Genomic DNA, 23628 nt, shown 5'->3' on the forward strand with positions numbered 1-23628 from the left:
TGCGTTTCCGACTCTATCAGACCGTTTCGCGATCCGATTTCCTCGGTGCTTTCCAGGTTCCCGCTCTCGCGTTTCCCTTTCCGGCGGTTCCGACTCTATCAGACTCTTTCGGGCCTGACTCCCAGTCAGCGGGCTTTGTCCTCGCGGCCGTTGGGCCGTTCCGACATCCCAAACCTTAGCGGATCTCCTCGGCGATTCCCAATCGACCCGTTCGAGTCGACCAGAGCCCGCCGAACTCCATATCGAATTCAAATTCGGGCACGCCGAAAAGAACCCCGTTGGGTGATCATGCTGGTGGTTTGTCGCCGCTGAAGCGGCAGGAGGCGCTGCCGAAGAACCGATACGGCTCCGTGGCAACTCGGAGGACTATACGCATCCCGCAGAGTGGCGTCAACCGTCCCCTGTCAAGATCTTTTCAGTCGAGGTCACTGAGCCTGCCGCCGGCGTCCGGCTGGGCGTGCTCCACCCTGCGCAGGAGCCTGGTCAGGACCTCGCCGAGCACCGTCCGCTCCTCCGCGGACAGGTCCTGGAGCAGGTCCTCCTCGAAGCCCGACGCCAGGCGCATCGCCTCCAGCCACATGCCGCGGCCCTCGGGCGTGAGCTCCACGATCACGCGGACGCGGTTGGACTCGTCGCGCTCCCGGGTCACCAGACCCTCGGTGACCATGCGGTCGATCCGGTGGGTCATCGCGGCCGGGGTCAGGCCCAGGCGCTTCGCCAGATCACTGGGGCCCATTCGATAAGGGGCGCCGGACAGGACGAGTGCCTTGAGGACCTCCCATTCGGCGTTACTGATGCCGAGGGCGGCGGTCTGGCGACCGTAGGCGACGTTCATCCGGCGGTTAAGACGGGACAGCGCCGAGACGATCTTCTCGACCTGGGGGTCGAGGTCCTGGAACTCGCGCTGGTAGGCGGCGATCTGCTCTTCGAGTGTGGGCTCGCCGAGTCGGCCGCCGGGGGTATCGCCCATGTCCGCAGTATGGCACGGGCCGCTTCGCGTCGAAGTCCTTCAACGTGTACTGTTTAGCTTCTAACTTTAGCTTTGAAGTCTTCAGTCCTAACGGCTGGGCTTCGCCAACTCGAGAGAGGTGAACGTGACCAGGGCGATGGGCGCGGCGATGCGCCGGATCCACGTGGGCAACGCACTCAGCGCGTTCGGGCTCGGCTTCACCGTCCCCTACCTGTACGTCTATGTGGCGCAGGTACGGGGGCTGGGGGCCATGACGGCGGGTCTCGTACTCGCCGTCTTCGCCGTGTCCGCGCTGATCGTGCTGCCGTTCGCCGGACGGGCGATCGTGCGGCGCGGCCCGCTGCCGGTCCTGCTCGTGGCCCTGGTCACCGCCGCGCTGGGCGCTCTGGGCCTGGGGCTCGCGGGAACCGCGAGCGCCGTCCTGTGCGCTGCCGTCGCTCTCGGCGCCGGACAGGCCGTGATGCAGCCGGCGCTGGCGACGATGATCGTGGACTGTTCCACGTCCGACACCCGCTCCCGCGCGTTCGCCCTTCAGTTCTTCCTCCAGAACCTCGGGCTCGGGGTCGGCGGGCTCATCGGCGGCCACCTCGTCGATACCACCCGCGTCTCCTCCTTCACCCTGCTGTTCTCCATCGAGGCGGCGGTGTTCCTGCTGCTGGCCGTGGTGATGTCGACCGTGCGGATGCCGCACTCGCCGCGGATCGGGGACACGCCCGCCCTCGCGGCCCGGGGCGGCTGGAAGCAGCTGCTCGGCAACCGGGCGATGGTGCAGCTGTGTGTACTGGGCTTCGTCCTGTTCTTCGCCTGCTACGGACAGTTCGAGTCCGGGCTGAGCGCCTACGGGGTGGAGGCGGCGGGGATCTCCCCGTCCGCTCTGGGCACGGCCCTGGCCGCGAACACCGCGATGATCGTGGTCGCGCAGTTCGCCGTGCTGCGGTTCGTCGAGCGCCGGCGGCGCTCGCGGGTGATCGCGGCCGTGGGGCTGGTCTGGGCCGTGGCGTGGGTCGCGGCCGGTTACGCGGGGCTCGGGCACGGCAGCCAGGAGATGGCGACGGCCGCGTTCGTGTCGACGTACGCGCTGTTCGGGCTCGGGGAGGCGATGCTGTCGCCGACCGTCGCGCCGCTGGTCGCCGATCTGGCCCCGGAGGGCATGGCAGGTCAGTACAACTCGGCGTTCGCCCTGGTCAAGCAGCTGGCGTTGGCGATCGGTCCGGCTGTCGGCGGGCCGATGGGTGCCTCGCTGCACGCGCCGTACGTCGTGACGTTCCTGCTGTTCTCGCTCGGGATCACCGTCCTCGGCGTACGGCTGGGGCGGCGGCTGACCGACGTGCAGGATCAGCCGTGGCTCGGGCGCGGCCGGGTGGTCGCGCGGGGCGGCGCACCCGCGGAGCCGGTGGCCGTGGACGCGTGAGTCGGACGTGTGGGACAGGTGAGGCGGCGGTCGTCCGGGAGGGCGGCCGCCGTCTTTTTCGTCCGAACGGCCGAGCGGGCCGGGGTCAGCCGGTCGGCTCGGCGGCCTTCGGCAGGACGAACTCGCACCAGACCGCTTTTCCGCCGCCCGGTGTCCGTCTGCTGCCCCAGCTGGAGGCGATGGTCGCCACGATGGCGATGCCGCGGCCCGACTCGTCGCCGGGTTCCGCGCGGCGGCGGCGGGGCAGGTGGTCGTCGCCGTCGGTGACCTCCACGATGAGGCGGCGGTCGGTGCGGCGCAGGCGCAGCCGCATGGGCGGGGTGCCGTGCTGGAGGGAGTTGGCGACGAGCTCGCTGGCCGCCAGGACGCCCAGGTCGTGCAGTTCGGCGGGGAAGCGCCAACTGGTCAGGACGCCGGAGGCGAAGGCACGCGCGCGGGGTGCCGCTTCGACTCCGCCGAGGAGTTCCAGGGCGGCGTTGCGGAACAGTTCGCTGTCCGCGCCGGTGCGGGCGGGGTGCTGGAGGACCAGGACGGCCACGTCGTCGTCGTGGTCGGCGGTGACGCCCGCCGAGCGGACCAGGCGGTCGCAGACCACCTGGGGGGTGCCGGTCGCACCGGCCAGGGCGCGCTCCAGGGACGCGATGCCCTCGTCGAGGTCCTCGTCGCGGCGTTCCACCAGTCCGTCCGTGTAGAGGACGGCCGTCGAGCCGGGGCCGAGGGGGACCGAGCCCGAGGAGTGCACCCAGCCGCCCGTGCCGAGCGGGGGGCCGGTCGGCTCGTCGGCGCGCAGGACGGTGCCGTTCTCGCTGCGGACCAGGATGGGCAGGTGACCCGCGGAGGCGTAGACGAGCCGGCCCTCGTTCGGGTCGTGGACGGCGTACACGCAGGTGGCGATCTGGTTGGCGTCGATCTCCGTGGCGAGGCCGTCGAGGAGCTGGAGCACCTCGTGCGGGGGCAGGTCGAGGCGGGCGTAGGCGCGGACCGCCGTGCGGAGCTGGCCCATGACGGCCGCCGCGCGTACGCCTCTGCCCATGACGTCGCCGATGACCAGGGCCGTGCGGCCGCCGCCGAGCGTGATCACGTCGTACCAGTCGCCGCCGACCGCGGCTTCGGTGCCGCCGGGCTGGTAGGTGGCGGCGATGCGCAGGTCGTCGGGCTCCTCCAGTTCCTGCGGGAGGAGGGAGCGCTGGAGGGTGACGGCGGTCTCGCGCTGGCGGCGCTCGCTGGCGCGCAGGCGTTCGGCGGCCTCGGCGTGGTCGGTGACGTCGGTGGCGAAGACCAAGACACCGATGTCACCGTCGCCGTCGCCGTCGCCGCCCTTGGCGACCGGGGTGCAGGTGAACGTGTAGGAGCGGCCGTCGGGGGCCTTGCGGGACTTGAGCGTGCGGGGCCTGCCGCTGCGCAGGACCTGGTCGAGGAGCGGCAGCAGTCCCAGTTCGCGCAGCTCCGGGAGCACCTCGGCGGCGGGCGCGCCTGGCGGGCGGGCGCCGAAGGCCGCCGTATAGGCGTCGTTGACGTGGGCGAGGCGGTGGTCGGGGCCGTGGACGAGGGCGACGAGGGCGGGGACGCGGTCGAGGACCTCGCGCACCGGGAGTTCGTCGACCACGGGCGCGGTGGGCTGCCCGTCGGTGAGGTGTTCGGCGCGGGCCGCGGGCACGGAGCCGTCGCCCCGCCGGTCCGGGGTGACCTTGTGGTCGGTCCGCGCTGCGGCGCGGCGCTGCGTTCCGGGGAGCCGGGCGCTCCAGCGCGTGAAGTTCACGAATCCTTGCCTCGTGTAGTCGTCGTCGGCCGGCTCCGGACCCGGCCGGGGCTCCGGTGGCCGCGCGGCGGTGGCCGCACATTGTCGCAGCACCGTGAAATGCAGCACTGGGGGAACAGCCTCGTGGGTTCACGGGGCGAGCGGCGGGCTCGCCCGGGGCTCGGGGGTCAGTCTGGCAGGGTGGCCGTCCGGCCCGATATCCGTCAGACGCCGTGATGGTCGGGGAAGTTCCTGGGTCCGGTCAGGACGACCCCTTCGGGTCGTCAGAAGGCTTGCCTCCGGCCGCCAGTTCGAACTCTGCACGAGGATGTTCGAGTGAGCCGAGCGAGACGATCTCCCTCTTGAAGAGCCCCGACAGCGTCCATTCGGCGAGCACGCGTGCCTTGCGGTTGACGGTCGGTACGCGGCTGAGGTGGTAGGCACGGTGCATGAGCCACGCCGGATAGCCCTTGAGCTTGCGTCCGTAGACGTGGGCGACGCCCTTGTGCAGGCCGAGGGAGGCGACCGAGCCGACGTACTTGTGGGAGTACGTCAGTGGTGGCTCGCCGCGCAGGGAGCGGGCGATGTTGTCGGCGAGGACCTTGGCCTGGCGGACCGCGTGCTGGGCGTTGGGGGCGGTCTCCTTGCCGGGCTCCGCCGCGGTGACGTCGGGGACGGCGGCGGCGTCGCCCGCCGCCCACGCGTGCGTGACGCCGTCGACCGTCAGCTCGGGGGTGCACTTCAGACGGCCGCGCCCGTCGAGCGGGAGATCGGTGGCGGCGACGACCGGGTGGGGCTTGACGCCGGCCGTCCACACGACCGTACGGGTCGGGAAGCGTTTGCCGTCGCTGAGGACGGCGACCCGGTCGGCGCACGACTCCAGACGGGTGCCCAGCAGGACCTGGATGTTGCGGCGGCGCAGTTCGGTGACCGTGTAGCGGCCCATGGCCTCGCCGACCTCCGGCAGGATGCGGTCGGAGGCCTCGACGAGGATCCACTTCATGTCCTCGGGCCGGACGTTGTGGTAGTAGCGGGCGGCGTAGCGGGCCATGTCCTCCAGCTCGCCGAGCGCCTCGACCCCTGCGTAGCCGCCGCCCACGAAGACGAAGGTGAGGGCCGCGTCGCGGATCGCGGGGTCGCGGGTGGAGGAGGCGATGTCCATCTGTTCGATGACGTGGTTGCGCAGCCCGATGGCCTCTTCGATGCTCTTGAAGCCGATGGCGTAGTCGGCGAGGCCCGGAACGGGCAGTGTGCGGGAGACCGAACCGGGGGCGAGGACGAGCTCGTCGTACGTCAGCTGCCGCGGGCCCGTTCCCTCCTCGTCCGTGGCGAGGGTGGTCACCGTGGCGGTGCGCTTGGCGTGATCGATGGACGTGACCTCACCGATGACGATGTGGCAGTGGGGCAGCACCCGGCGCAGCGGTACGACGACGTGCCGTGGGGAGATCAGGCCTGCGGCGGCTTCGGGCAGGAACGGCTGATAGGTCATGTACGGATCCGGTGTGACCACCGTGATCTCGGCCTCTCCCCGGCGGAGTTCCTGTTTGAGCTGCCGCTGGAGCCGCAGTGCCGTGTACATCCCGACGTAGCCGCCGCCGACAACGAGAATGCGCGCACGTTCCTTCACCGTCCCATGACGCACCCGCCGCCGGAGTTTGTCCACAGGCCCGGCAAATTGTGTGACCGCGCGTCCGAGCTGCCCCGACTTGGCCGGATCACCGGAGTTCGGGAAAGTTACGCAGGTCAGGGAGCGTGCGCTGGTGACCGTAAGGGGTGGATTCAGGACGTATACGGCCCGTACTCCGATCGGGGGGCGCTCCGTGCGGAACCTGCCCCTTCTGAATTGACTCCCACTCAACTATGTTCGTGTATCGACGGGGTGCAAGGGGAGGCGCGTACCGGGCTCGCCGGGGCCGGCCGGTCCGAGAGGGCCGACGGGACCCCGCAGGGCGGGGCCGGGCGCACGAGGCCTGTCCGTACGCTCCGGCAATTTCGATGGCGGGGAGAGTCTCCGGGGGGAGACGTCATTACCGGGGGATCACTTATGCACATTCAGGACTCTCATTGGTCGTCCGCATCCACGCTCGCCCCCGCGGCGGGCAACGGACGCGGGGACGCAGCGCGCACGACGCCGCTGCGTGTGGACGCACAGCGCAATCTCGAACACGTACTGCGGGCGGCCCGCGAGGTCTTCGGCGAGCTGGGGTACGGCGCGCCGATGGAGGACGTGGCACGGCGCGCCCGGGTCGGGGTCGGCACGGTGTACCGGCGCTTCCCCAGCAAGGACGTCCTGGTGCGGCGGATAGCCGAGGAGGAGACCTCACGGCTGACCGACCAGGCCCGTACGGCGCTCGGCCAGGAGGACGAGCCGTGGTCGGCGCTCTCGCGCTTCCTGCGCACCTCGGTGGCCTCGGGCGCCGGGCGGCTGCTGCCTCCGCAGGTCCTGCGGGTCGGGGTCGCCGACGAGCAGACCGACTCCGGTGCGCTCGACGAGACCCGGGTGCCCGCGCAGCGGACGCAGTCGGACGAGGGTGAGCTGCGGCTGGTGTCCGATGGCCTCGGGTCCGGCGCGGTCGACGACGCCGGAACGGCGGCGCTGCTGGAGGTCGTGGGCCGGCTCGTGGAGCGGGCGCGGGCCGCGGGCCAGCTGCGTACGGACGTGTCGGTGTCGGACGTGCTGCTGGTGATCGCGACGGCGGCGCCCTCGCTGCCGGATGCCGCGCAGCAGGCGGCGGCTTCGGCGCGGCTGCTGGACATCCTGCTGGAGGGGCTGCGGTCGCGGCCTGCGTGAGCACGGAACGGGGATCCCGCCGGGCTTCGGTCCGGCGGGTGATCCGAAGAGGTGCTCACCTCTGCCGTGAGGCGGTCGAGTGGGGCATTCGGTTGAACATCCCCCGTTCGGGTGAGGGTTAGTACTGGTTGGCGGAAGATCCCCACGGACGAGTGGATGCCCCGAATCGCAGGGTCCCGGCCGAGGCCGCCATGGCACTCTGACGCGGTGGTCGGGACTGGTGGTGCAGGCGGCGGGGGCTTTCCGCGATGAGCGTTGACGGGCGGGACGAGGCGCGCGAAGACGATGACGCGCGGGCCGACGGCCCGGCCACGCCGCAGGTGCCGGCCCAGGGCGGCCGGACCGACGTGTCACCGGGCCGCGGCCCGTCCTCGGCCGAGGACGCGGGCCCGACCACGCAGCAGGGTGACGCCCCGACTTCCGGAGAGAGCCGAGTCCCTGCTCAGGCCGAGAGCCGAGTGCCCGCTCCGACCGACGGCGCAGGTGCGACGCCGTCGCGGGACGGCACTCCGACTCCCACGAAGGGCCGGATCCCCGCTCCGGCCGGGGGCACTGGTCCGACGCCACCGCAGGACGGTCCCTCGACCCCCATGGAGAGCCGGATCCCCGCTCCGGCCGAGGACGCAGGTCCGACGCCACCGCAGGACGGCATTCCGACTCCCACGAAGGGCCGGATCCCCGCTCCGGCCGAGGACGCAGGTCCGACGCCACCGCAGGACGGTCCCTCGACCCCCATGGAGAGCCGGATCCCCGCTCCGGCCGAGGACGCAGGTCCGACGCCACCGCGGGACGGTCCCTCGACCCCCATGGAGAGCCGGATCCCCGCTCCGGCCGAGGACGCAGGTCCGACGCCACCGCGGGACGGCTCCCCGAAAACCGCGGAAGGCCGTGGCTCCGCTGCCATGGAAGGCCGTGGCCCCGCTCCGGCGGAAGACCGTCTCCCGGCCCCGGCGGGGGGCGGTGTCCCAACCCCGGCGGGGAGCGGTGTCCCGGCTTCCGGTGAGGGCATTGTTCCGGCGCAGCGCGATCGGCGCGTGGACGGCGCTCTTCCGCCGCAGGACCTGCCCCCTCGTACGCGGCCACCGCTGTTCGTGGAGCTGCCGCCGGCCGACGCCGAGCTGATCGAGCGGATGCGGGCGGGCGACGACACGGCCTACGAGGAGCTCTACCGGCGCCACTCGGGCGCCGTGCGCCGGTACGCGCGCACCTGCTGCCGGGACGCCCACACCGCCGAGGACCTCACCGCCGAGGTCTTCGCCCGCATGCTCCAGGCGGTGCGCGGCGGTTCCGGCCCCGAGTACGCCGTGCGCGCCTATCTGCTCACCTCCGTCCGCCGCGTCGCCGCGCACTGGACGCGGTCGGCGAGACGGGAACAGCTGGTGGACGACTTCGCGGTGTTCGCCGCCGGGTCGGCCCGTCCCGCGGACATGTCCGACGACGACACCCTGGAGCTGGGTGCCGACGTCCGGGCGCTGCACGAGGCCGAGCGGTCCATGGCCATGCGGGCCTTCCGGTCGCTGCCTGAGCGGTGGCAGGCCGTGCTGTGGCACACCGAGGTGGAGAACGAGTCGCCGAGCCAGGTCGCCACGCTCTTCGGGCTCGACGCCAACGGCACGCGCGTGCTCGCCAGCCGCGCCCGCGAGGGCCTCCGGCAGGCCTATCTCCAGGCCCACGTCAGCACCGCCGTCGCCGGCGACGAGGAGTGTGCCCGCTACACCGACCAGCTCGGCACCTACGCCCGCCGCAAACTGCGCACCCGCGCCGAGCGGGGGCTGCGCAAACACCTGGAGGAATGCGCCAGGTGCCGACTGGCCGCGACCCAGATCGAGGAGGTCGCGAGCGGCATCCCCGCGGTGGTGCCGATCGCCGTCCTCGGCTGGTTCGGCGCCGCCGGGTACGCCAAGGCGCTCGGACTCATCGCCGGTGGGGCGGGAGCGGCGGGCGCGGCCGGAGCGGCAGCGGCAGGCGGCGGGGCGGCAGCCGCGGGCGGTGGCTCGTCCGGCGGGGCCGGGGCGGGCGCGGTGGCCTCGGAGGCGCTGGGCGCGCCGGTGAAGGCGGGTATCGCGGCCGGAGTGGTCGCCGTGGCGGCGGCCGCCGTGGCCCTCGCGCTCGTCGGCCAGGACAGTCCCGCGAAGAAGCCCGAGGCCGCGGCACGGCCCTCCTCCGCTCCGGCGGTCGCACCGGAGCCGTCCGTCACGCCCGCGCCGTCGAAGAAGCCGCCCGCGGCCGAGCCGGTGGTGCTGGTGCCCACGCCCACCCCGCCCGCGGCGCCCGCCGCCGAGCCGAAGCCGGCCTCCACCCCTGCCGCTCCGGCCCGCCCGGCTCCGCCGCCGACGGAACCGGAGCAGGAGCCGGCACCGGAACAGCCCCCGGCGCCCACGCCGACCCCGACACCGCCTCCCCCGGCCGTGTACCGGTGGAGCGAGCTGACGTACGACGTCGGTGGCGACGGCACCGCGCCGGAGATGCGGCTGGGCGAAAGCAGTTGGGTGTGGCAGCGCTCAGGCCTGTCGATCGCCGGCAAGCGGTACACGACCGGTGTGACCGTGCACGGCAGTTCCTCCGTCACCGTCGACCTCAACCGCACCTGTTCCGCCTACGACGCGGTGGTCGGCGTCGACGACAGGGCACTGGGTCTCGGCGCGGTCCGCTTCTCCGTCTACGCCGACGGGGTGCGCCTGTGGAAGTCCGGGACGGTCCGGGGCGGCGAGACGGCCGTGCCCGTCCATGTCGGCCTCTCGGGGCGTCATACCGTACGGCTGGTGGTGGAACCGCGCGCTCCGCTCGGCTCCGTGGCGCCGGCGGACTGGGCGGAGTCGCGATTCACGTGCTCGTAGGTGTGTGAGGTGCGGGGCTCACGGGACGCGTGAGCCGAGTTCGCGCAGGACGTCGGACACGGTGAGGCGGGCGCCCCGGATGCGCTCGGCGTCGTACGGACCGGCGCCCAGGGCCTCGCGGGCGGCCGCCTCGATCCGGTCGGCCTCGGCGCGTTCCGGCATGAGGCGGGGATGGCCGCCGCGCCAGTGGTCGGCCGCGGCCAGCAGCCGCACCGCGTGCGCGTGGTCGCCGAGCCGGGCCAACAGGTCCGACGCCCTATCCACCAACGCCGACAGGATCACCTCGGAACACCGCATCTCCACGGCCGCGCGCAGGGTGTCGGCGAGCATCGGCAGGGCGTGCTCCGGGCCCTGCTCATCGGCCGTGACCATGGCGTCGAGCGCGTCCAGCATCGCCAGGAACTGCGGCGGCGGGGTGGCCCGGCCCGTCTCCGAGCGGGCCGCGTCGCACAGCTCGCGGGCACGTGCGAAGTCCCCGTCGGTCAGGCTGAGCAGAGCCCGCAGCAACAGGACGTAGGCGCGGGAGTCGGACACCCCGTACCGGTCGGCCGTCTCGGTGGCCTCGTCCAGGCCGGCCAGGGCGCCCGGCCGGTCTCCGGAGCGGTAGGAGATCTCCGCGAGCCGCGCGACGAGGAACGGCGACTCGGCGTACGCGCCGACCTCGCGGGCGAGCCGCAGCGCCTCCTCGTACTCGCCCCTGGCCTCCTCGAACCGGCCGCGCACCATCGCCGCCTCGCCGGCCACGCTGCACACCTGGGCCCGCATCCAGCGGTCGCCGACCCGCCGGCTGAGCGTCCGCAACTCCGCCACGTCGCCGTCGACGCCCCGCAGGTTGCCCGGGGTGTCGACGACGAGGTGCGTACGGAACATCAGCGCGACCCCGATCTCCCAGTCGCCGCCGTGGGCACGTGCGTTGGCGACCGCCAGGTCCATGTCGGGGCGGACGTCGGCCGGACCGGACAGGGCGTACGTCGTGATCGGCCAGACGAGGCCCGGCATCCGGGCAGACGCGGGACCGCCCGCCCTGAAGACGTCCTGCACCCGGGTGACATAGCGCGCGAACCGCTCGTCCAGCGGCAGATGCGCCGGTTCGGACTCGATCGTCAGGAAGAGGTGCAGCATCCGGACGTCCATCCGCAGCGCCCGCAGCGGGTGGTGTTCCTCCCCGTCCGGGGAGGAGAGGTAGACCTCGACCGGGTCGACGGAGTCGAGCGGGGGCAGGCCGGTCGGCGCACCGTCCGCGGTGTCCAGGACGGCGCCCAGGCGCAGGACGCGGTCCAGGTATCCCGTGGCCTCGTGGCGGTAGTTGCGCAGCCACCAGAACCAGCCCATGGCGAGGGTGAGGGCTCCCGCCTCGGACTCGTCCCCGGCGGCCAGGGACCGGTCCAGCGCGGTGCGGATGTTGTCGAGCTCGGCCTCCAGCCGGGAGATCCAGACGAGTTGCTCGGCGGAGCGCAGCAGCGGTTCGGCCCGCTCCGCCAGTTCGCGCGCCCAGGTCCGGTGGGCGCGCTCGGCCGCGGCGCGCAGTCCGGGTACCTCGGCGGCGCGTTCGGTGGCGTACTCGTGGATGGTCTCCAGCATGCGGTACCGCATGCCCGCGGTGCCGTCGTCCCGCTGCCACGGGGTGGCGACGACCAGGGACTTGTCGACGAGCGCCCCGGTGAGTTCGGCGACCGGTCCGCCGCAGACGGCCTCCGCGGCCTCCAGGTCCCAGCCGCCCGCGAACACGGACACCTCGCGCAGCAGGGTCCGCTCGCCTTCGTCGAGGAGGTCCCAGGACCAGTCGACGACGGCCCGCAGGGTCTGCTGGCGGGGCAGGACCGTACGGCTTCCGGAGGTGAGGAGGCGGAAGCGGTCGTCGAGGCGGTCGGCGATCTGCCGGGGGGTGAGCAGCCGCAGCCGGGCCGCGGCCAGCTCGATCGCGAGCGGCAGCCCGTCCAGCCGGCGGCAGATCTCCGCGACGGCCCGCGTGTCACGGAGCATGCCGTCGGCGTCGGGACGGACGGCGGCGGCGCGCTCCGTGAAGAGGCGGTGTGCCTGGTCGGGGACGAGCGGCTCGACCGGTCGCACGGACTCGCCGGGGACTCCCAGGGGTTCACGGCTGGTGGCGAGGACCGTGAGTCCCGGGCAGCGGGTCAGCAGCGTCTCCGCGAGGGCGGCGGCCGCGCCGATGACGTGTTCGCAGTTGTCCAGGATCAGGAGCTGGCCGCGCGGGGCGCAGTGCTCCACCAGCAGGGCGACGGGGTCGTCCTGCGGGGCCGCCAGTTCGTTGGTCATGAGCACGGTCTCGCGCAGACCGAGGGCGTTGACCACCGCGCCCGGCACCGCCTCCGGCCGGTCGAGCGGTGCCAGCTCGACCAGCCACGCCTCCGGCAGGCCGGCGGCGGCCTCTTCGGCGAGACGGGTCTTCCCGGAGCCGCCCGGTCCGGTGAGGGTGACGAGACGGGCCCTGTGCAGATCGGAACGGATCGCGGCGAGCTCGGGTTCCCGGCCGACGAAACTCGTCAGCCGGGGCCGGAGGTTGCCGGGGCGCCGGGCGGGCCGGGGCGCGGGTTCCGGCCGCGGGCCGTCCGCTGCCGGGAGCGCCGGGTGCAGCAGTTCGTCGTGCAGGGCGCGCAGTTGCGGTCCGGGGTCGGTGCCGAGTCCGTCGGCCAGGGCGCGGCGGGCGTGCTCGTACGCGGCGAGGGCGTCGGCGGTGCGGCCGGTGTCGCGCAGGGCGTGCACGAGGAGGGCGTGCAGGGCTTCGTCGTACGGGTGCGCCGCGGTGAGCTCCTTCAGTTCCGGTACGACCTCGTGGGCGCGGCCGAGCCGCAGGCTCGCCTCGGCGCGGGCCCTGGTCGCCTCCAGGCGCAGGGCTTCGGGCCGGGTCGCGGCTGCGGCGCGGTCGGGCAGGTCGGCGAGGGCGGGGCCGCGCCACAGGGCGAGGGCCTCGTCCAGGGCGCGGGCGGCGCCGGGGGCGTCGTCGCGGGCCAGGGCGTCGGTGCCGTCCCGTACCAGCCGCTCGAAGACGAAGACGTCCACGTCGCTCTCGGGTACGGCGAGCCGGTAGCCGCCGGGTTCCGAGGTGACGGCGTCCCGGCCGAGCGCCCGGCGCAGCCGGCCGATCAGGGCCTGGAGCGCGGCGGGCGCGTCCTGGGGCGGGTCGTCCGTCCAGACCTCGTCGATGAGGGTCTCCGGGAGGGTGACGCGCCCCGGTCGCAGGGCGAGGGCGGTGAGCAGCGCCCGCAGGCGGGGGCCGCCCAGGGGTACGGCACCGCCGTGGTCGTCCTCCGCCTGGGTGATCCCCAGGATTCTGTACCGCACCGGGTCATTGTCCCTGGTGGGCCGGTGCGGGGCACGGGGTTTGCCGGGCCGCGTGGGAAGGGTGGGTGCGGTGGCCGCCCGCATTCCGTGCCCCGGCTCCGCGCCGCACGCACCCGCCCGGCGTCGCACGCACTGGCGCCCACGCCCGTGCGCCTGCATGCGCCCGTGCCCTCGGCGACGGCACGCGCGTGCTCTCGTCCAGGGCGACCTCGACGGGCCGTACCCGCACACGGACCACGCCAACGCACCCACCCCCTCGGCCACGCCACGCGCGAGCCCTCGGCCGGGACGACCTCGACGGGCCGTACCCGCACACGGACCACGCCAACGCACCCGCCCCCTCGGCCACGCCACGCGCGAGCCCTCGGTTACGTCAGGCCCCGGGCTCCCCGTACCGGTGCCACCGCCGGGATCACCCGGGTGATCCCGGCCGGTACCGCACGCGCGCGGGCCGGTGTTCCCGTCCAGCAGGTGCCCCGGCGGGCCAGCAGGCGGCGCAGCCACAGTTCGAGGGAGACCAGGTCGGCGAGGCCGTCGAGGGGGAGCGGCTCGCCGGCCGCGGCGCCGCGCAGGGCCTTGCGCACGACGCGCGCCTCGACGATCCCGGCCTGCGCCAGCAGGGGTGTGTCGAACAGCTCCATCAGCGGGCCCGCGGCCACCCGCAGTCCCGTGCGCGTGGCGGCGGCCGCCGACGCGTGGGAGGGGGCGCCCCAGCCGGGCGGGAGGTCGGCGATGCCCGCGCCCTTGAGGACCGTGCGCAGGATCTCGGCGCGGGCGCCGGGCCGTACCCGCAGGGTCTCCGGGAGGGTGCGGCAGGCGCGGACGACCTGGTTGTCGAGGAACGGCGCGTGCAGCCGCTGGAAGCGGATCTCGACGGCCTGCTCCAGGGTGCGCAGGTCCGCCGCGTGCCGGGCGAGGGCGGTACGCGCGCGGAAGTCGCCGGGACGCTGACCCGGGCCGCCCCCGGCGCGGTTGGTCGCCCCCTGGAGGCGAACCGACACGTCGGCGAGGGCCTCGCCGGTCAGCCAGCGGGCCGCCGGCCCCGGTCTGGCCCAGGCGAGGGCGGCGAGCGACGCCTCCACGGCTCCGCCGGGATCGTCGAAGCGGCGCTGGAGCAGGCGCTCGGCGAGGCCCTCCACACCCGCCCGGTACGGGGTGCGCGCCAGCCGTCGGGCGGCGCCGTACACGCGCGCGGGGACCAGCACCGAGCCGTCCGCCTTGGCCAGCGCGGCGACGGGGCGTACGAGGTGGCGCCGCTTGCGGTCCATCAGCAGGTCCGCAAGCCGGGCCGGATGGGCGTCCAGGACCTGGCGGGCGCCGTACCCGGTGAAGTGGTCCGCGCTGCCGGAGGCGAGCCGGGCGCGGTGGCGGGCGGCCGTCACCAGGCACTGGCCGGGCTCGTCGGTCAGCGGGCCGTCCAGGTCGGCGTACGGCAGGGTCTCCTCGCCGCCCGCCACCACCACGTGGTGCAGGCGCGGGTTGGCCGCGAGCGTCCCCGCGCGTTCCACCTCGGCCTCCCGGCCGGTGGACGCCAGGTCGTTGAAGGTGACCGCCAGCAGGCGCTCCCCCGCGCCGGTGCCGTGCCCCAGGACGGTGCCCGGCATGCCGGGCAGTCCGGCGGCCAGCAGCGCCAGGGTGCTGGAGGCGGGTCCGCCGGACAGGTCCGCGCCGATGCCGGGGACCGGCATCCCGCGCGCGGCACGCCGTTCGGCCGGGCCCATGCCGGGCACCGGACCTGGGTCGATGTCGGCGCCGGGGACGTGCCGGGGGGCGGCGAGGCGGGTCCGTACGGCCTCGACGAGCGCGTCGCGGACCGCGTCGACGGCGCGGTCCGGGTCGACCGGGGGCGCGGCCACGGCGAGGGAGGCGACCGGTTCGTAGCCCGCGATCTCGCGTGCTCCGGCGCGCAGGATCAGCGCGTGCCCGGGCGGGATGCGCCGGACACCGGAGTAGGGGGTGGAGTCGTCCAGGGCGGCGGGGACGTCGGGCGCGGCCAGGAGGGCGGCGAGATGTCCGAAGTCGAGGTTGGCCTCGATGAGGTCCGCGAGCGGCAGTGCGGCCGTGGCGTACGCGGTGCCGTTGGCCCACGGGGTGTAGAACACCGGCCGGGCGCCCGCGAGATCGCCGCAGACGGTGACCCGGCGGCCGACCTGGACGACGGCCGTGTAGCTGCCGGGCCAGGCCGTCAGATGCCGAAGTGCCCCGCCGCGCGCGGTGAGCAGGCCGAGCCGCAGCTCCTCGTCGCTCGCGCCGCAGATGCCGAGGACGGCGATCCGGGTCTGGGCGTCGGCCTGGACCGTGCGGACCTCGTCCGGGCGCCAGTCGCCGACCGCCCACAGCGGATCGGGGTCGCCCCACAGGAGCTGGGAGCCCACCGGGTGCACGGTCTCGCCGTCGAATCCGGTGGCGCCCGCGGAGCCGACGCCGGCGGTCCCCGCGGCGGTGCTGCTCCATCCCACCAACCACCGCATGGACGCCTCCACAGGCTGTGGACAACCAGTGCACCGCACGAACGGTTCACATGCTGCCACGAAGAACGCGTCACAGAGAGGCGACGGAGCCGCTTATGGGCAGGGGAATGCGCCCCCGCACCGATGTCCGCACCCTGCGAACACCCGTACGCGGTGCGGGATCCGTGCCGTGGCGGCGATTCGTCCTCGCCATGCCCACCGCGCGTCCTCGGCACCTCCACGCCGAGACCTGCGACGCGAATGCGCCCCCTGCACGCTCCCCAAAAACACCCCGCGCGCCGTCAATATCCATGGTGAGAGCGGAAATGACCCGCCGAGCACCGGGTCGATTTTCAGCCAAATAACGAATGGGCCAAGGACGTTGGAGCGCAATCGCACACGCTCCGTACAGGCCCCGCCGTCCGTCGGCGGCCGCGCAGCCCGGGAGGCGGAGCTCGCCTCCCGGACCGTTCCGCCGCCCGCGGGGATGAAGGCGGCGGTGTCCCCCAGCCCACTGGATCCAGTACAGCGGGCCGACCCACGCACGACCCATGGAACCGCTCCCGCGATGGCCGGAGGAGAGCGCACGCACAGGCGCACGGCCACACAACGGGAGCACGCCGCAACGGTGCGTGCAGGGACCGTACTTCAGTGCGGACCACAATCCCGCCATCCGGAAGAATGCCCCTTAACGCTTGGGATGCGGCGAACTACGCTGGGTTTACGAATGCCGCATGGTTATGCCAGCGCGGCAGCCGTCTGTGTCGAGGGGTGGCGCATGTCCAGGGAGCAACGCGGGCCGAACGAAAAACTCGGCACCGTTCTCGCCCTCGCGGGAATCAGCAACGCAGGACTCGCGCGTCGTGTCAACGATCTTGGCGCTCAACGCGGGTTGACTCTTCGCTACGACAAGACGTCGGTGGCGCGCTGGGTGTCGAAGGGCATGGTGCCGCAGGGCGCCGCGCCGCACCTGATCGCGGCCGCCATCGGGCAGAAGCTCGGCCGCCCGGTGCCGCTGCACGAGATCGGTCTGGCCGACGCCGACCCGGCACCCGAGGTGGGCCTCGCCTTCCCCCGGGACGTCGGGCAGGCCGTGCGGTCAGCGACCGAGCTCTACCGGCTCGACCTCGCGGGGCGCCGGGCCGGCTCCGGCGGCATCTGGCAGTCGCTGGCCGGCTCGTTCGCGGTGAGCGCGTACGCGACGCCCGCCTCCCGGTGGCTGATAACCCCGGCCGACAGTTCGGTCGCGCGCGAGGTGAACCCTGCCGAGGGATCCGGCGCACCGCTCAAAGTCGGCCACAGCGACGTGCAGAAACTGCGGGAGGCCGCGGAGGACGCCAGGCGCTGGGACTCCAAGTACGGAGGCGGCGACTGGCGTTCGTCGATGGTGCCGGAGTGCCTGCGGGTGGAGGCGGCCCCGCTGCTGCTCGGCTCGTACTCCGACGAAGTCGGCAGGGCGCTGTTCGGGGCGAGTGCCGAGCTCACCCGCCTCGCCGGGTGGATGGCCTTCGACACCGGTCAGCAGGAGGCCGCCCAGCGCTACTACATCCAGGCCCTGCGCCTGGCCCGGGCGGCCGCGGACGTCCCCCTCGGGGGCTATGTCCTGGCCTCCATGTCCCTCCAGGCGACCTACCGGGGCTTCGGCGACGAGGGCGTCGACCTCGCGCAGGCCGCGCTGGAACGCAACCGGGGCCTGGCCACCGCCCGGACCATGAGCTTCTTCCGGCTGGTCGAGGCACGCGCGCACGCGCGCGCCGGGGACGCCCAGGCGGCCGGCACGGCGCTGAAGGCGGCCGAGAGCTGGCTGGAGCGCTCCCGGGACGGCGACAACGACCCGTCCTGGCTGGGCTTCTACTCCTACGACCGCTTCGCCGCCGACGCGGCCGAGTGCTACCGCGACCTGAAGGCGCCGCGCCAGGTACGCCGCTTCACCGAGCAGGCGCTGTCGAAGCCGACGGAGGAGTTCGTGCGCTCGCACGGCCTGCGCCTGGTCGTCTCGGCCGTCGCCGAGCTGGAGTCGGGCAACCTCGACGCGGCGTGCGAGCAGGGCGTGCGGGCGGTGGAGGTCGCCGGGCGCATCTCCTCGGCGCGCACCACCGAGTACGTGAAGGATCTGCTGCACCGGCTGGAGCCGTACGGCGACGAACCACGGGTGGTCGAGCTGCGCGAGCGGGCGCGGCCGCTGCTGATGATGGCTCCGGCCTGAGTCGGCGACACACGCGGGCGCCTCCCGGGTTTGAGGGCGTTGTCAGTGGCGCAGTGCACTATCGGAGCCGGGAGGTGGTGCAGGTGCGGGAGATCGCCCACGACGGTCACGGCGGGTCCGACGCCGACAGCGGGTCCGACGCCGACAGCGGGTCCGACGCCGACGGCGGGTACGCCGGTCCCCGCGGGTACGGCGGGTACGACTGCGACGTGCTCGTGATCGGCGGCGGGATCGTCGGGCTGTCGACGGCGTACGCGATCACGCGTGCCGCGCCGGGCACCCGGGTGACGGTGCTGGAGAAGGAGCCCGGCCCCGCCCGGCACCAGAGCGGGCGCAACAGCGGTGTCGTCCACAGCGGGATCCACTACCGGCCCGGCTCCCTCAAGGCCCGGTACGCGGTGCGCGGCGCCGCCGAGATGCTCAAGTTCTGCACGGAGTACGGCATCGCGCACGCGGTGACCGGCAAGCTGATCGTCGCCACCGGCCGCGAGGAACTCCCCCGGCTGCACGCGCTCGTCCAGCGCGGCCGGGAGAACGGCATTCCGGTACGGGAGCTGGGTGCCGCCCAGATCACGGAGTACGAGCCCGAGGTGCGGGGCCTGGCCGCCATCCACGTCGGCACGACGGGCGTGTGCGACTTCGCGGCGGTCGCCCGCCGGCTGGCCAAGGCCTCCGGAGCGGAGATCCGCTACGGGGCACGGGTCGTACGGATCGACCGGCGGCCGGAGCGGGGGGTCGCCGTGCGGACCGCGCGCGGGGACGTCGTGCGGGGCCGGGTGCTGGTCAACTGCGCCGGGCTGCACTGCGACGAGGTGGCCCGGCTGACCGGGGACGAGCCCGAGGTGCGGATCGTGCCGTTCCGGGGCGAGTACTACGAGCTGGCGCGGCCGGAACTGGTGCGGGGACTGGTCTGTCCGGTGCCCGATCCGGCGTCCCCGTTCCTCGGGGTGCACCTCACCCGCGGGATCGACAGGGAGGTCCGCGTCGGGCCCAACGCAGTTCCGGCGCTGGCCCGCGAGGGGTACGGCTGGGGAGGCGTACGGCCCCGGGAGCCGGCCGGTACGGCGGCCTGGCCCGGAACCTGGCGGATGGGCCGGCGGCACTGGCGGTACGGGGTGGGCGAGCTGCGCAGCTCGGTGTCCAAGCGGACGTTCGTGCAGACGGTGCGCAGGCTGCTGCCGGAGGTGACCGAGCAGGATCTCGTGCGGGCGGCGCCGGGGGTGCGGGCCCAGGCCGTGCTGCGGGACGGGACGCCGGTGGACGACTTCCTGATCCGGGAGGGCGCGCGGGCCGTGCATGTGCTGAACGCGCCCTCGCCCGCGGCGACGGCCTCGCTGCCGATCGGCCGGGAGGCGGCCCGCAGGGCGCTGACCGTACTGGGCTCGGCATGAGGACGGGCACCGCACCGGCGGGGCCGACCGCCCCGGCCGGGGCGGTCGGTGGGCGCCGTAAAATCGACTTCACTGTGTCTGAGCTGAACACCTCCCCCGAAGCGCCCCGGCCCGCTCCCGAAGCACCACGGCAGGGGCCGGGCCCCGCCGTGCCCGACCGGCCCGCCCGGCCGAAGGGAGAGCCCCGCTTCCCCGACGGCCCGCAGGCCGATCCCGCCGGGTCGCACTTCGAGCGGCGGATCCGCAGCTTCCAGCCGCGGCGCAGCCGGGTGACCACTGGACAGGCGGACGCATTGCAGCGGCTGTGGTCCCGGTGGGGGCTCGACATCGACGGACAGCGCGTCGTCGACCTCGGCGAGCTGTTCGGCAACGGCAACCCGGTGGTGCTGGAGATCGGTTTCGGGATGGGCGAGGCGACCGCGCAGATGGCCGCCGCCGACCCGGACACCAACGTGCTCGGCGTGGACGTGCACACCCCGGGCCAGGGCAACCTGCTCAACCTGGCCGACCACCACGGGCTGTCCAACGTCCGGGTGGCCAACGGGGACGCCATCATCCTGCTGCGCGAGATGCTCGCTCCCGATTCCCTCGCCGGGCTGCGCGTCTACTTCCCCGACCCGTGGCCCAAGAAGCGCCACCACAAGCGGCGGCTGATCCAGCCGGAGTTCCTCGATCTCGCCGCGACCCGGCTGCGGCCCGGCGCGGTCGTGCACTGCGCCACCGACTGGGAGCCGTACGCCGAGCAGATGCTCGAGGTGCTCGACGCTCACCCCGACTTCGAGAACACCCGTGACGAAGGCGGTTTCTCGCCCCGTCCCGCGTTCCGGCCCGTGACCCGTTTCGAGGGCCAGGGACTGGACAAGGGACATGTCGTGAACGATCTGCTCTTCCGTCGCGTACAGCACCGCGAGCCGCAGGAGCTGCGGCCGTTGTAGGCACGGCGGCCGTGGCAGCCGTGGTGAACACGGCCGCCCGGGCTGCCGGGCCGGCGGCACAAAAGGAACAGCAGGACCAGCTCTCCCTCGTTAGGGTCAATGCCGTGGCGACCGTTCCCCCGTATCCGACGCACCCCTTCGGCCCCGCCGCAGGTGGGGTCCGGCACCCACGCTGGTGGCAGCGCACAGGGGTGCGGTACGGCGCCGTGATCACTTTGCTGGCGCTCTCCGGACTCGTCATCCTGGCGCTGGTGCGCCGTCAGACCGGCACCGAGGGATTCCTGGTCGGTCTCGGACTCGCGGTCCTGCCGGTGCCGTTGCTCGTCACCGCCTTCCGCTGGCTGGACCGGGTCCAGCCGGGCCCCTGGCGCAATCTGCTGTTCGCCTTCGCCTGGGGCGCCTGCGCGGCGGCGCTGATCGCGATCGTCGCCAACAGCTTCGCGACCGAGTGGATAGCGACGGCGACGGCGGATCCGTCGGGTGCCGACACCCTCGGCGCGACCGTGATAGCGCCCGTGGTCGAGGAGTCCGCCAAGGCCGCCGCCGTGCTGTTGCTCTTCCTCTTCCGCAGAAGGGACTTCACCGGCATCGTCGACGGGGTCGTCATAGCCGGGGTGACCGCGACCGGCTTCGCGTTCACCGAGAACATCCTCTATCTCGGCACCGCCTTCGGCACCGACCAGCTCAGCGGGGGCCGGGGCATCGCCTCCGTCACCGCGGCGACCTTCTTCGTCCGCGTCATCATGTCGCCGTTCGCGCACCCCCTGTTCACCGTCCTCACCGGCATCGGCTTCGGCCTCGCCGCGCTCTGCCCGGACCGGCAGCGCGTGCGCCGGGTACTGCTGCCACCGGGCGGACTGCTGCTCGCGATGGGCATGCACGCGTTCTGGAACGGCTCCGCGACCTTCGGCGAGTACGGGTTCTTCGCCGTCTACGGGCTGTTCATGGTGCCCGCGTTCGGCCTGCTGACCTGGCTGGTGATCTGGACCCGCCAGCGCGAACTGCGTTCGGTCTACGAGGAGTTGCCCGCGTACGTCGCCGCGGGCTGGCTGAGCCCGGCCGAGCCGTACGCGCTCGGCTCGATGCGGGCCCGGCGGCTGGCCCGCGAGTACGCCGGGCACCACCTCGGCAAGCCCGCCGAGCGGACGGTGGCGGAGTACGAGACGTACGCGACCTCGCTGGCGGCCCTGCGGCGCAGGGGACGCAGGGGCCGGGCCGGTGCCGACTTCGTCGTACGGGAACGGGAACTGCTGCACGAGTTGTGGCGGCGCCGGGAGGTGGCGCGGCCCGCGCTGGACTACGCGGCGCGGGCGACGGCACCGCCGGTACCGGTGATGATGCCGGCGCCTCCCCCGGTGGCCTGGCCGGCGTACGGCTATCCGGCGGCGGCCTACCCCGCCTACAACCCGTACCGGTCGTAGCCCCGGGGGAGACGGGGAGACGGGCGGGCCGGATCAGGCCGATGCCTGCGTGAGGCGCGCGACCTCCGGTTCCGTCAGCTCCAGTTCCGCGACGCCGAGCAGGGCCGGCAGCTGGTCCACCGTCCGCGCGGAGGCGATCGGGGCGAGCACCGTGGGCCGGGCGGCGAGCCAGGCCAGGGCGACGGTGGCGACCGGGACGTCATGGGCGCCGGCGATCTCGTCGAGGGCGGCGAGGACCTTGCGGCCGCGGTCGGTCTCCAGGTGCTTGGCGGCGCCGGTGGCCCGCGCGCTGTCGACCGTCGTGCCGGGGCGGTACTTGCCCGTGAGGAATCCGGAGGCGAGGGCGAAGTAGGGGACGGCCGCGAGGCCGAACCGGTCGGCGACGTCCTGGAGTTCTCCCTCGTAGGTGTCGCGCGAGACCAGGTTGTAGTGGGGCTGGAGGGCCACGTACCGGGCCAGGCCCTCGCGGTCGGAGAACTCCAGGGACTCGCGCAGCCGCTCGGGGGAGATGTTGGAGGCGCCGATCTGGCGCACCTTGCCCGCCCGCACCAGTTCGTCGAGCGCGCCGACGATCTCCTCGACCGGCACCTCGGGCTTGTCGAAGTGGGTGTAGTAGAGGTCGATGTGGTCGGTGCCGAGGCGGCGCAGCGAGGCGTCGGCGGCGGCCTTGATGTTGGCGGCGGTCAGACCGGGGAACCCGGGGTGCTGGCTGACCTTGGTGGCGATGACGACGTCGGCGCGGTTGCCGCGGGCCCTGACCCAGTTGCCGATGATCGTCTCGGACTCGCCGCCCTGATTGCCGTCGACCCAGGCCGAGTAGGAGTCCGCGGTGTCGATGAAGTTGCCGCCGGCGGCCGTGTAGGCGTCGAGTACGGCGAAGGACCGGTCCTGGTCGGCGGTCCAGCCGAAGACGTTGCCGCCGAGGGCCAGCGGGAAGACCTCGAGGTCGGAGGAACCGAGCTTGCGAAGAGAAGTCATGCTCAGTGTCAACGCTCGGCTCTGAAGTTGATATTCCGTACGACTGTCCCGCGGTCCACCCGTTCCCGGGACCCGTGCCCGGGCAGCGGAAAACCGGCGGTCCTGGCGTCGGGGGGTGTCGCCAGGACCGCCGGAGGTTCAGGAGAACCGGGGAGCCCGGGTCGTCAGGGGGTGAGTCCCTTGCCGCGCAGCCAGGCCATCGGGTCGATGCCGTCCGCGCTGCCGCCCGGGTGGACCTCCAGGTGCAGGTGCGGACCGGTGACGTTGCCGGTGGCGCCGACCCGGCCGATGACATCACCGGTGGCGACCTTCTGCCCGACGCTGACGCTGATCGAGGACTGGTGGCAGAACCACAGCTCGGTGCCGTCGTCGAGGGTGAGGATCGTGCGGTAGCCGTAGGAGCCGGCCCAGCCCGCCTCGGTGATCGTGCCGCTGTGGATCGCCTTGATGAGCGTTCCGGTGGGCGCGGCGAAGTCGAGGCCCGTGTGATACCCGGAGGACCACATGGAGCCGGCCTCGCCGAAGGTCGAGGTGATCGTGTACGAGGAGGTCGGCAGCGTGTACTGCTTGGCGAGCTCGGCCAGGCGCTCGGCCTCGGCCTTCTTCGCGGCCTCTTCCTCCGCCTTCTTCTTGGCGGCCTCGGCCTTGTCCTTGGCCTCCTGCTCCGCCTTGGCGGCCGCGTCGGTGGCGGCCTTCTCGGCAGCGGCGGCGGCCTTGGCATCGACCTGGGTCTGCTGCTGCTCGGCCTGGGCCATGATCCGGCTGCGCAGCGCCTCGCCGGCGTCGGTGGCGCCCTGGGCGGTGTCGGCGGTGGTCACGCCGATGCCGCTGAGCGGGGTCGCGACGTCCTGCGTGGTCTCGGCGGGCTTCTCGTCCGACAGCAGGGAGCCGACGGAGGGAAGGTCGGGCATGGAGATGGAGACCGGCGGCTTGCCGGTGTTGGCGCTGGCCATTCCGCCACCGGCCACGGCGGCTATGACACCGACGCCCAGGACGGTGGAGCTGCGGGCGAGTCCCCCGCCACGCTGCTTGGCGACGCGATGCTTGCCGCGCGGGGGGCGAACGGTCTCCGCGGTGGGATTCCATTCCTCCCACGGACCCTCGTCGGTGCGGTAGCTGCCGAAGCCGAAGGGCTCGGTGCTGGTCTGGCTCGGCACGAACGGGGCCTCTGGGGCAGGCGGGTTGGACGCCACTTGG

The 23628-nt window shown here is 73.4% G+C and carries 14 protein-coding genes; 7 read left to right on the forward strand and 7 right to left on the reverse strand.

Annotated features, from left to right (window positions below; genetic code table 11):
* Positions 1–415: 415 nt before the first annotated feature.
* Positions 416–970, reverse strand: a complete 555-nt coding sequence (locus ACWC24_RS38790; RefSeq protein WP_351616058.1) for a MarR family winged helix-turn-helix transcriptional regulator — start codon at positions 968–970, stop codon at positions 416–418.
* A gap of 124 nt (positions 971–1094) precedes the next feature.
* Here ACWC24_RS38790 and ACWC24_RS38795 point away from each other — a divergent pair, with 124 nt between their 5' ends.
* Positions 1095–2381: an MFS transporter gene (locus ACWC24_RS38795; RefSeq protein WP_450667618.1), complete on the forward strand. Its 1287-nt coding sequence runs from the start codon at positions 1095–1097 to the stop codon at positions 2379–2381.
* 85 nt (positions 2382–2466) lie between these two features.
* Here ACWC24_RS38795 and ACWC24_RS38800 read toward each other — a convergent pair whose 3' ends face one another.
* Together ACWC24_RS38800 and ACWC24_RS38805 are read right to left on the reverse strand one after the other, a co-directional pair.
* Entirely contained in the window at positions 2467–4140 is a 1674-nt protein-coding gene (locus tag ACWC24_RS38800; protein WP_450667619.1) for an ATP-binding SpoIIE family protein phosphatase, read from the reverse strand.
* A gap of 241 nt (positions 4141–4381) precedes the next feature.
* Positions 4382–5746 carry an NAD(P)/FAD-dependent oxidoreductase gene (locus ACWC24_RS38805; RefSeq protein ID WP_450667620.1) on the reverse strand — a complete coding sequence of 455 codons (1365 nt, stop codon included), beginning with the start codon at positions 5744–5746 and terminating at the stop codon, positions 4382–4384.
* Between the two features lie 417 nt (positions 5747–6163).
* Here ACWC24_RS38805 and ACWC24_RS38810 point away from each other — a divergent pair, with 417 nt between their 5' ends.
* Entirely contained in the window at positions 6164–6910 is a 747-nt protein-coding gene (locus ACWC24_RS38810) for a TetR/AcrR family transcriptional regulator (RefSeq protein ID WP_450667621.1), read from the forward strand.
* A 902-nt stretch (positions 6911–7812) separates the two neighbouring features.
* The gene (locus tag ACWC24_RS38815) at positions 7813–9747 is read left to right on the forward strand and encodes a sigma-70 family RNA polymerase sigma factor (protein WP_450667622.1); all 1935 of its coding nucleotides are present in this window, start codon (positions 7813–7815) and stop codon (positions 9745–9747) included.
* 18 nt (positions 9748–9765) lie between these two features.
* Here the strand turns inward: ACWC24_RS38815 and ACWC24_RS38820 are convergent, their stop codons facing one another.
* Both ACWC24_RS38820 and ACWC24_RS38825 read right to left on the reverse strand, forming a co-directional pair.
* The gene (locus ACWC24_RS38820; RefSeq protein ID WP_450667623.1) at positions 9766–13050 is read right to left on the reverse strand and encodes a BTAD domain-containing putative transcriptional regulator; all 3285 of its coding nucleotides are present in this window, start codon (positions 13048–13050) and stop codon (positions 9766–9768) included.
* A gap of 368 nt (positions 13051–13418) precedes the next feature.
* The gene (locus ACWC24_RS38825; protein WP_450667624.1) at positions 13419–15521 is read right to left on the reverse strand and encodes an asparagine synthase-related protein; all 2103 of its coding nucleotides are present in this window, start codon (positions 15519–15521) and stop codon (positions 13419–13421) included.
* Between the two features lie 757 nt (positions 15522–16278).
* Between ACWC24_RS38825 and ACWC24_RS38830 the strand changes: the two genes are divergently transcribed.
* From ACWC24_RS38830 to ACWC24_RS38845, 4 genes are all read left to right on the forward strand, one after another.
* Positions 16279–17706: an MFS transporter gene (locus ACWC24_RS38830; RefSeq protein WP_392613729.1), complete on the forward strand. Its 1428-nt coding sequence runs from the start codon at positions 16279–16281 to the stop codon at positions 17704–17706.
* 209 nt (positions 17707–17915) lie between these two features.
* Entirely contained in the window at positions 17916–19097 is a 1182-nt protein-coding gene (gene lhgO / locus ACWC24_RS38835) for an L-2-hydroxyglutarate oxidase (protein WP_450667638.1), read from the forward strand.
* A gap of 74 nt (positions 19098–19171) precedes the next feature.
* Positions 19172–20032: a tRNA (guanosine(46)-N7)-methyltransferase TrmB gene (gene trmB / locus ACWC24_RS38840; RefSeq protein ID WP_450667625.1), complete on the forward strand. Its 861-nt coding sequence runs from the start codon at positions 19172–19174 to the stop codon at positions 20030–20032.
* Positions 20033–20136: 104 nt separating this feature from the next.
* Entirely contained in the window at positions 20137–21453 is a 1317-nt protein-coding gene (locus ACWC24_RS38845) for a PrsW family intramembrane metalloprotease (RefSeq protein WP_450667626.1), read from the forward strand.
* 33 nt (positions 21454–21486) lie between these two features.
* Here the strand turns inward: ACWC24_RS38845 and ACWC24_RS38850 are convergent, their stop codons facing one another.
* Together ACWC24_RS38850 and ACWC24_RS38855 are read right to left on the reverse strand one after the other, a co-directional pair.
* Positions 21487–22431 (reverse strand): aldo/keto reductase, encoded by a 945-nt coding sequence (locus ACWC24_RS38850; RefSeq protein ID WP_450667627.1) that lies wholly within the window; start codon positions 22429–22431, stop codon positions 21487–21489.
* A 164-nt stretch (positions 22432–22595) separates the two neighbouring features.
* Entirely contained in the window at positions 22596–23624 is a 1029-nt protein-coding gene (locus ACWC24_RS38855; protein ID WP_450667628.1) for a M23 family metallopeptidase, read from the reverse strand.
* Between the last annotated feature and the right edge of the window lie 4 nt (positions 23625–23628).

The organism is Streptomyces sp. NPDC001443, assembly GCF_053597355.1.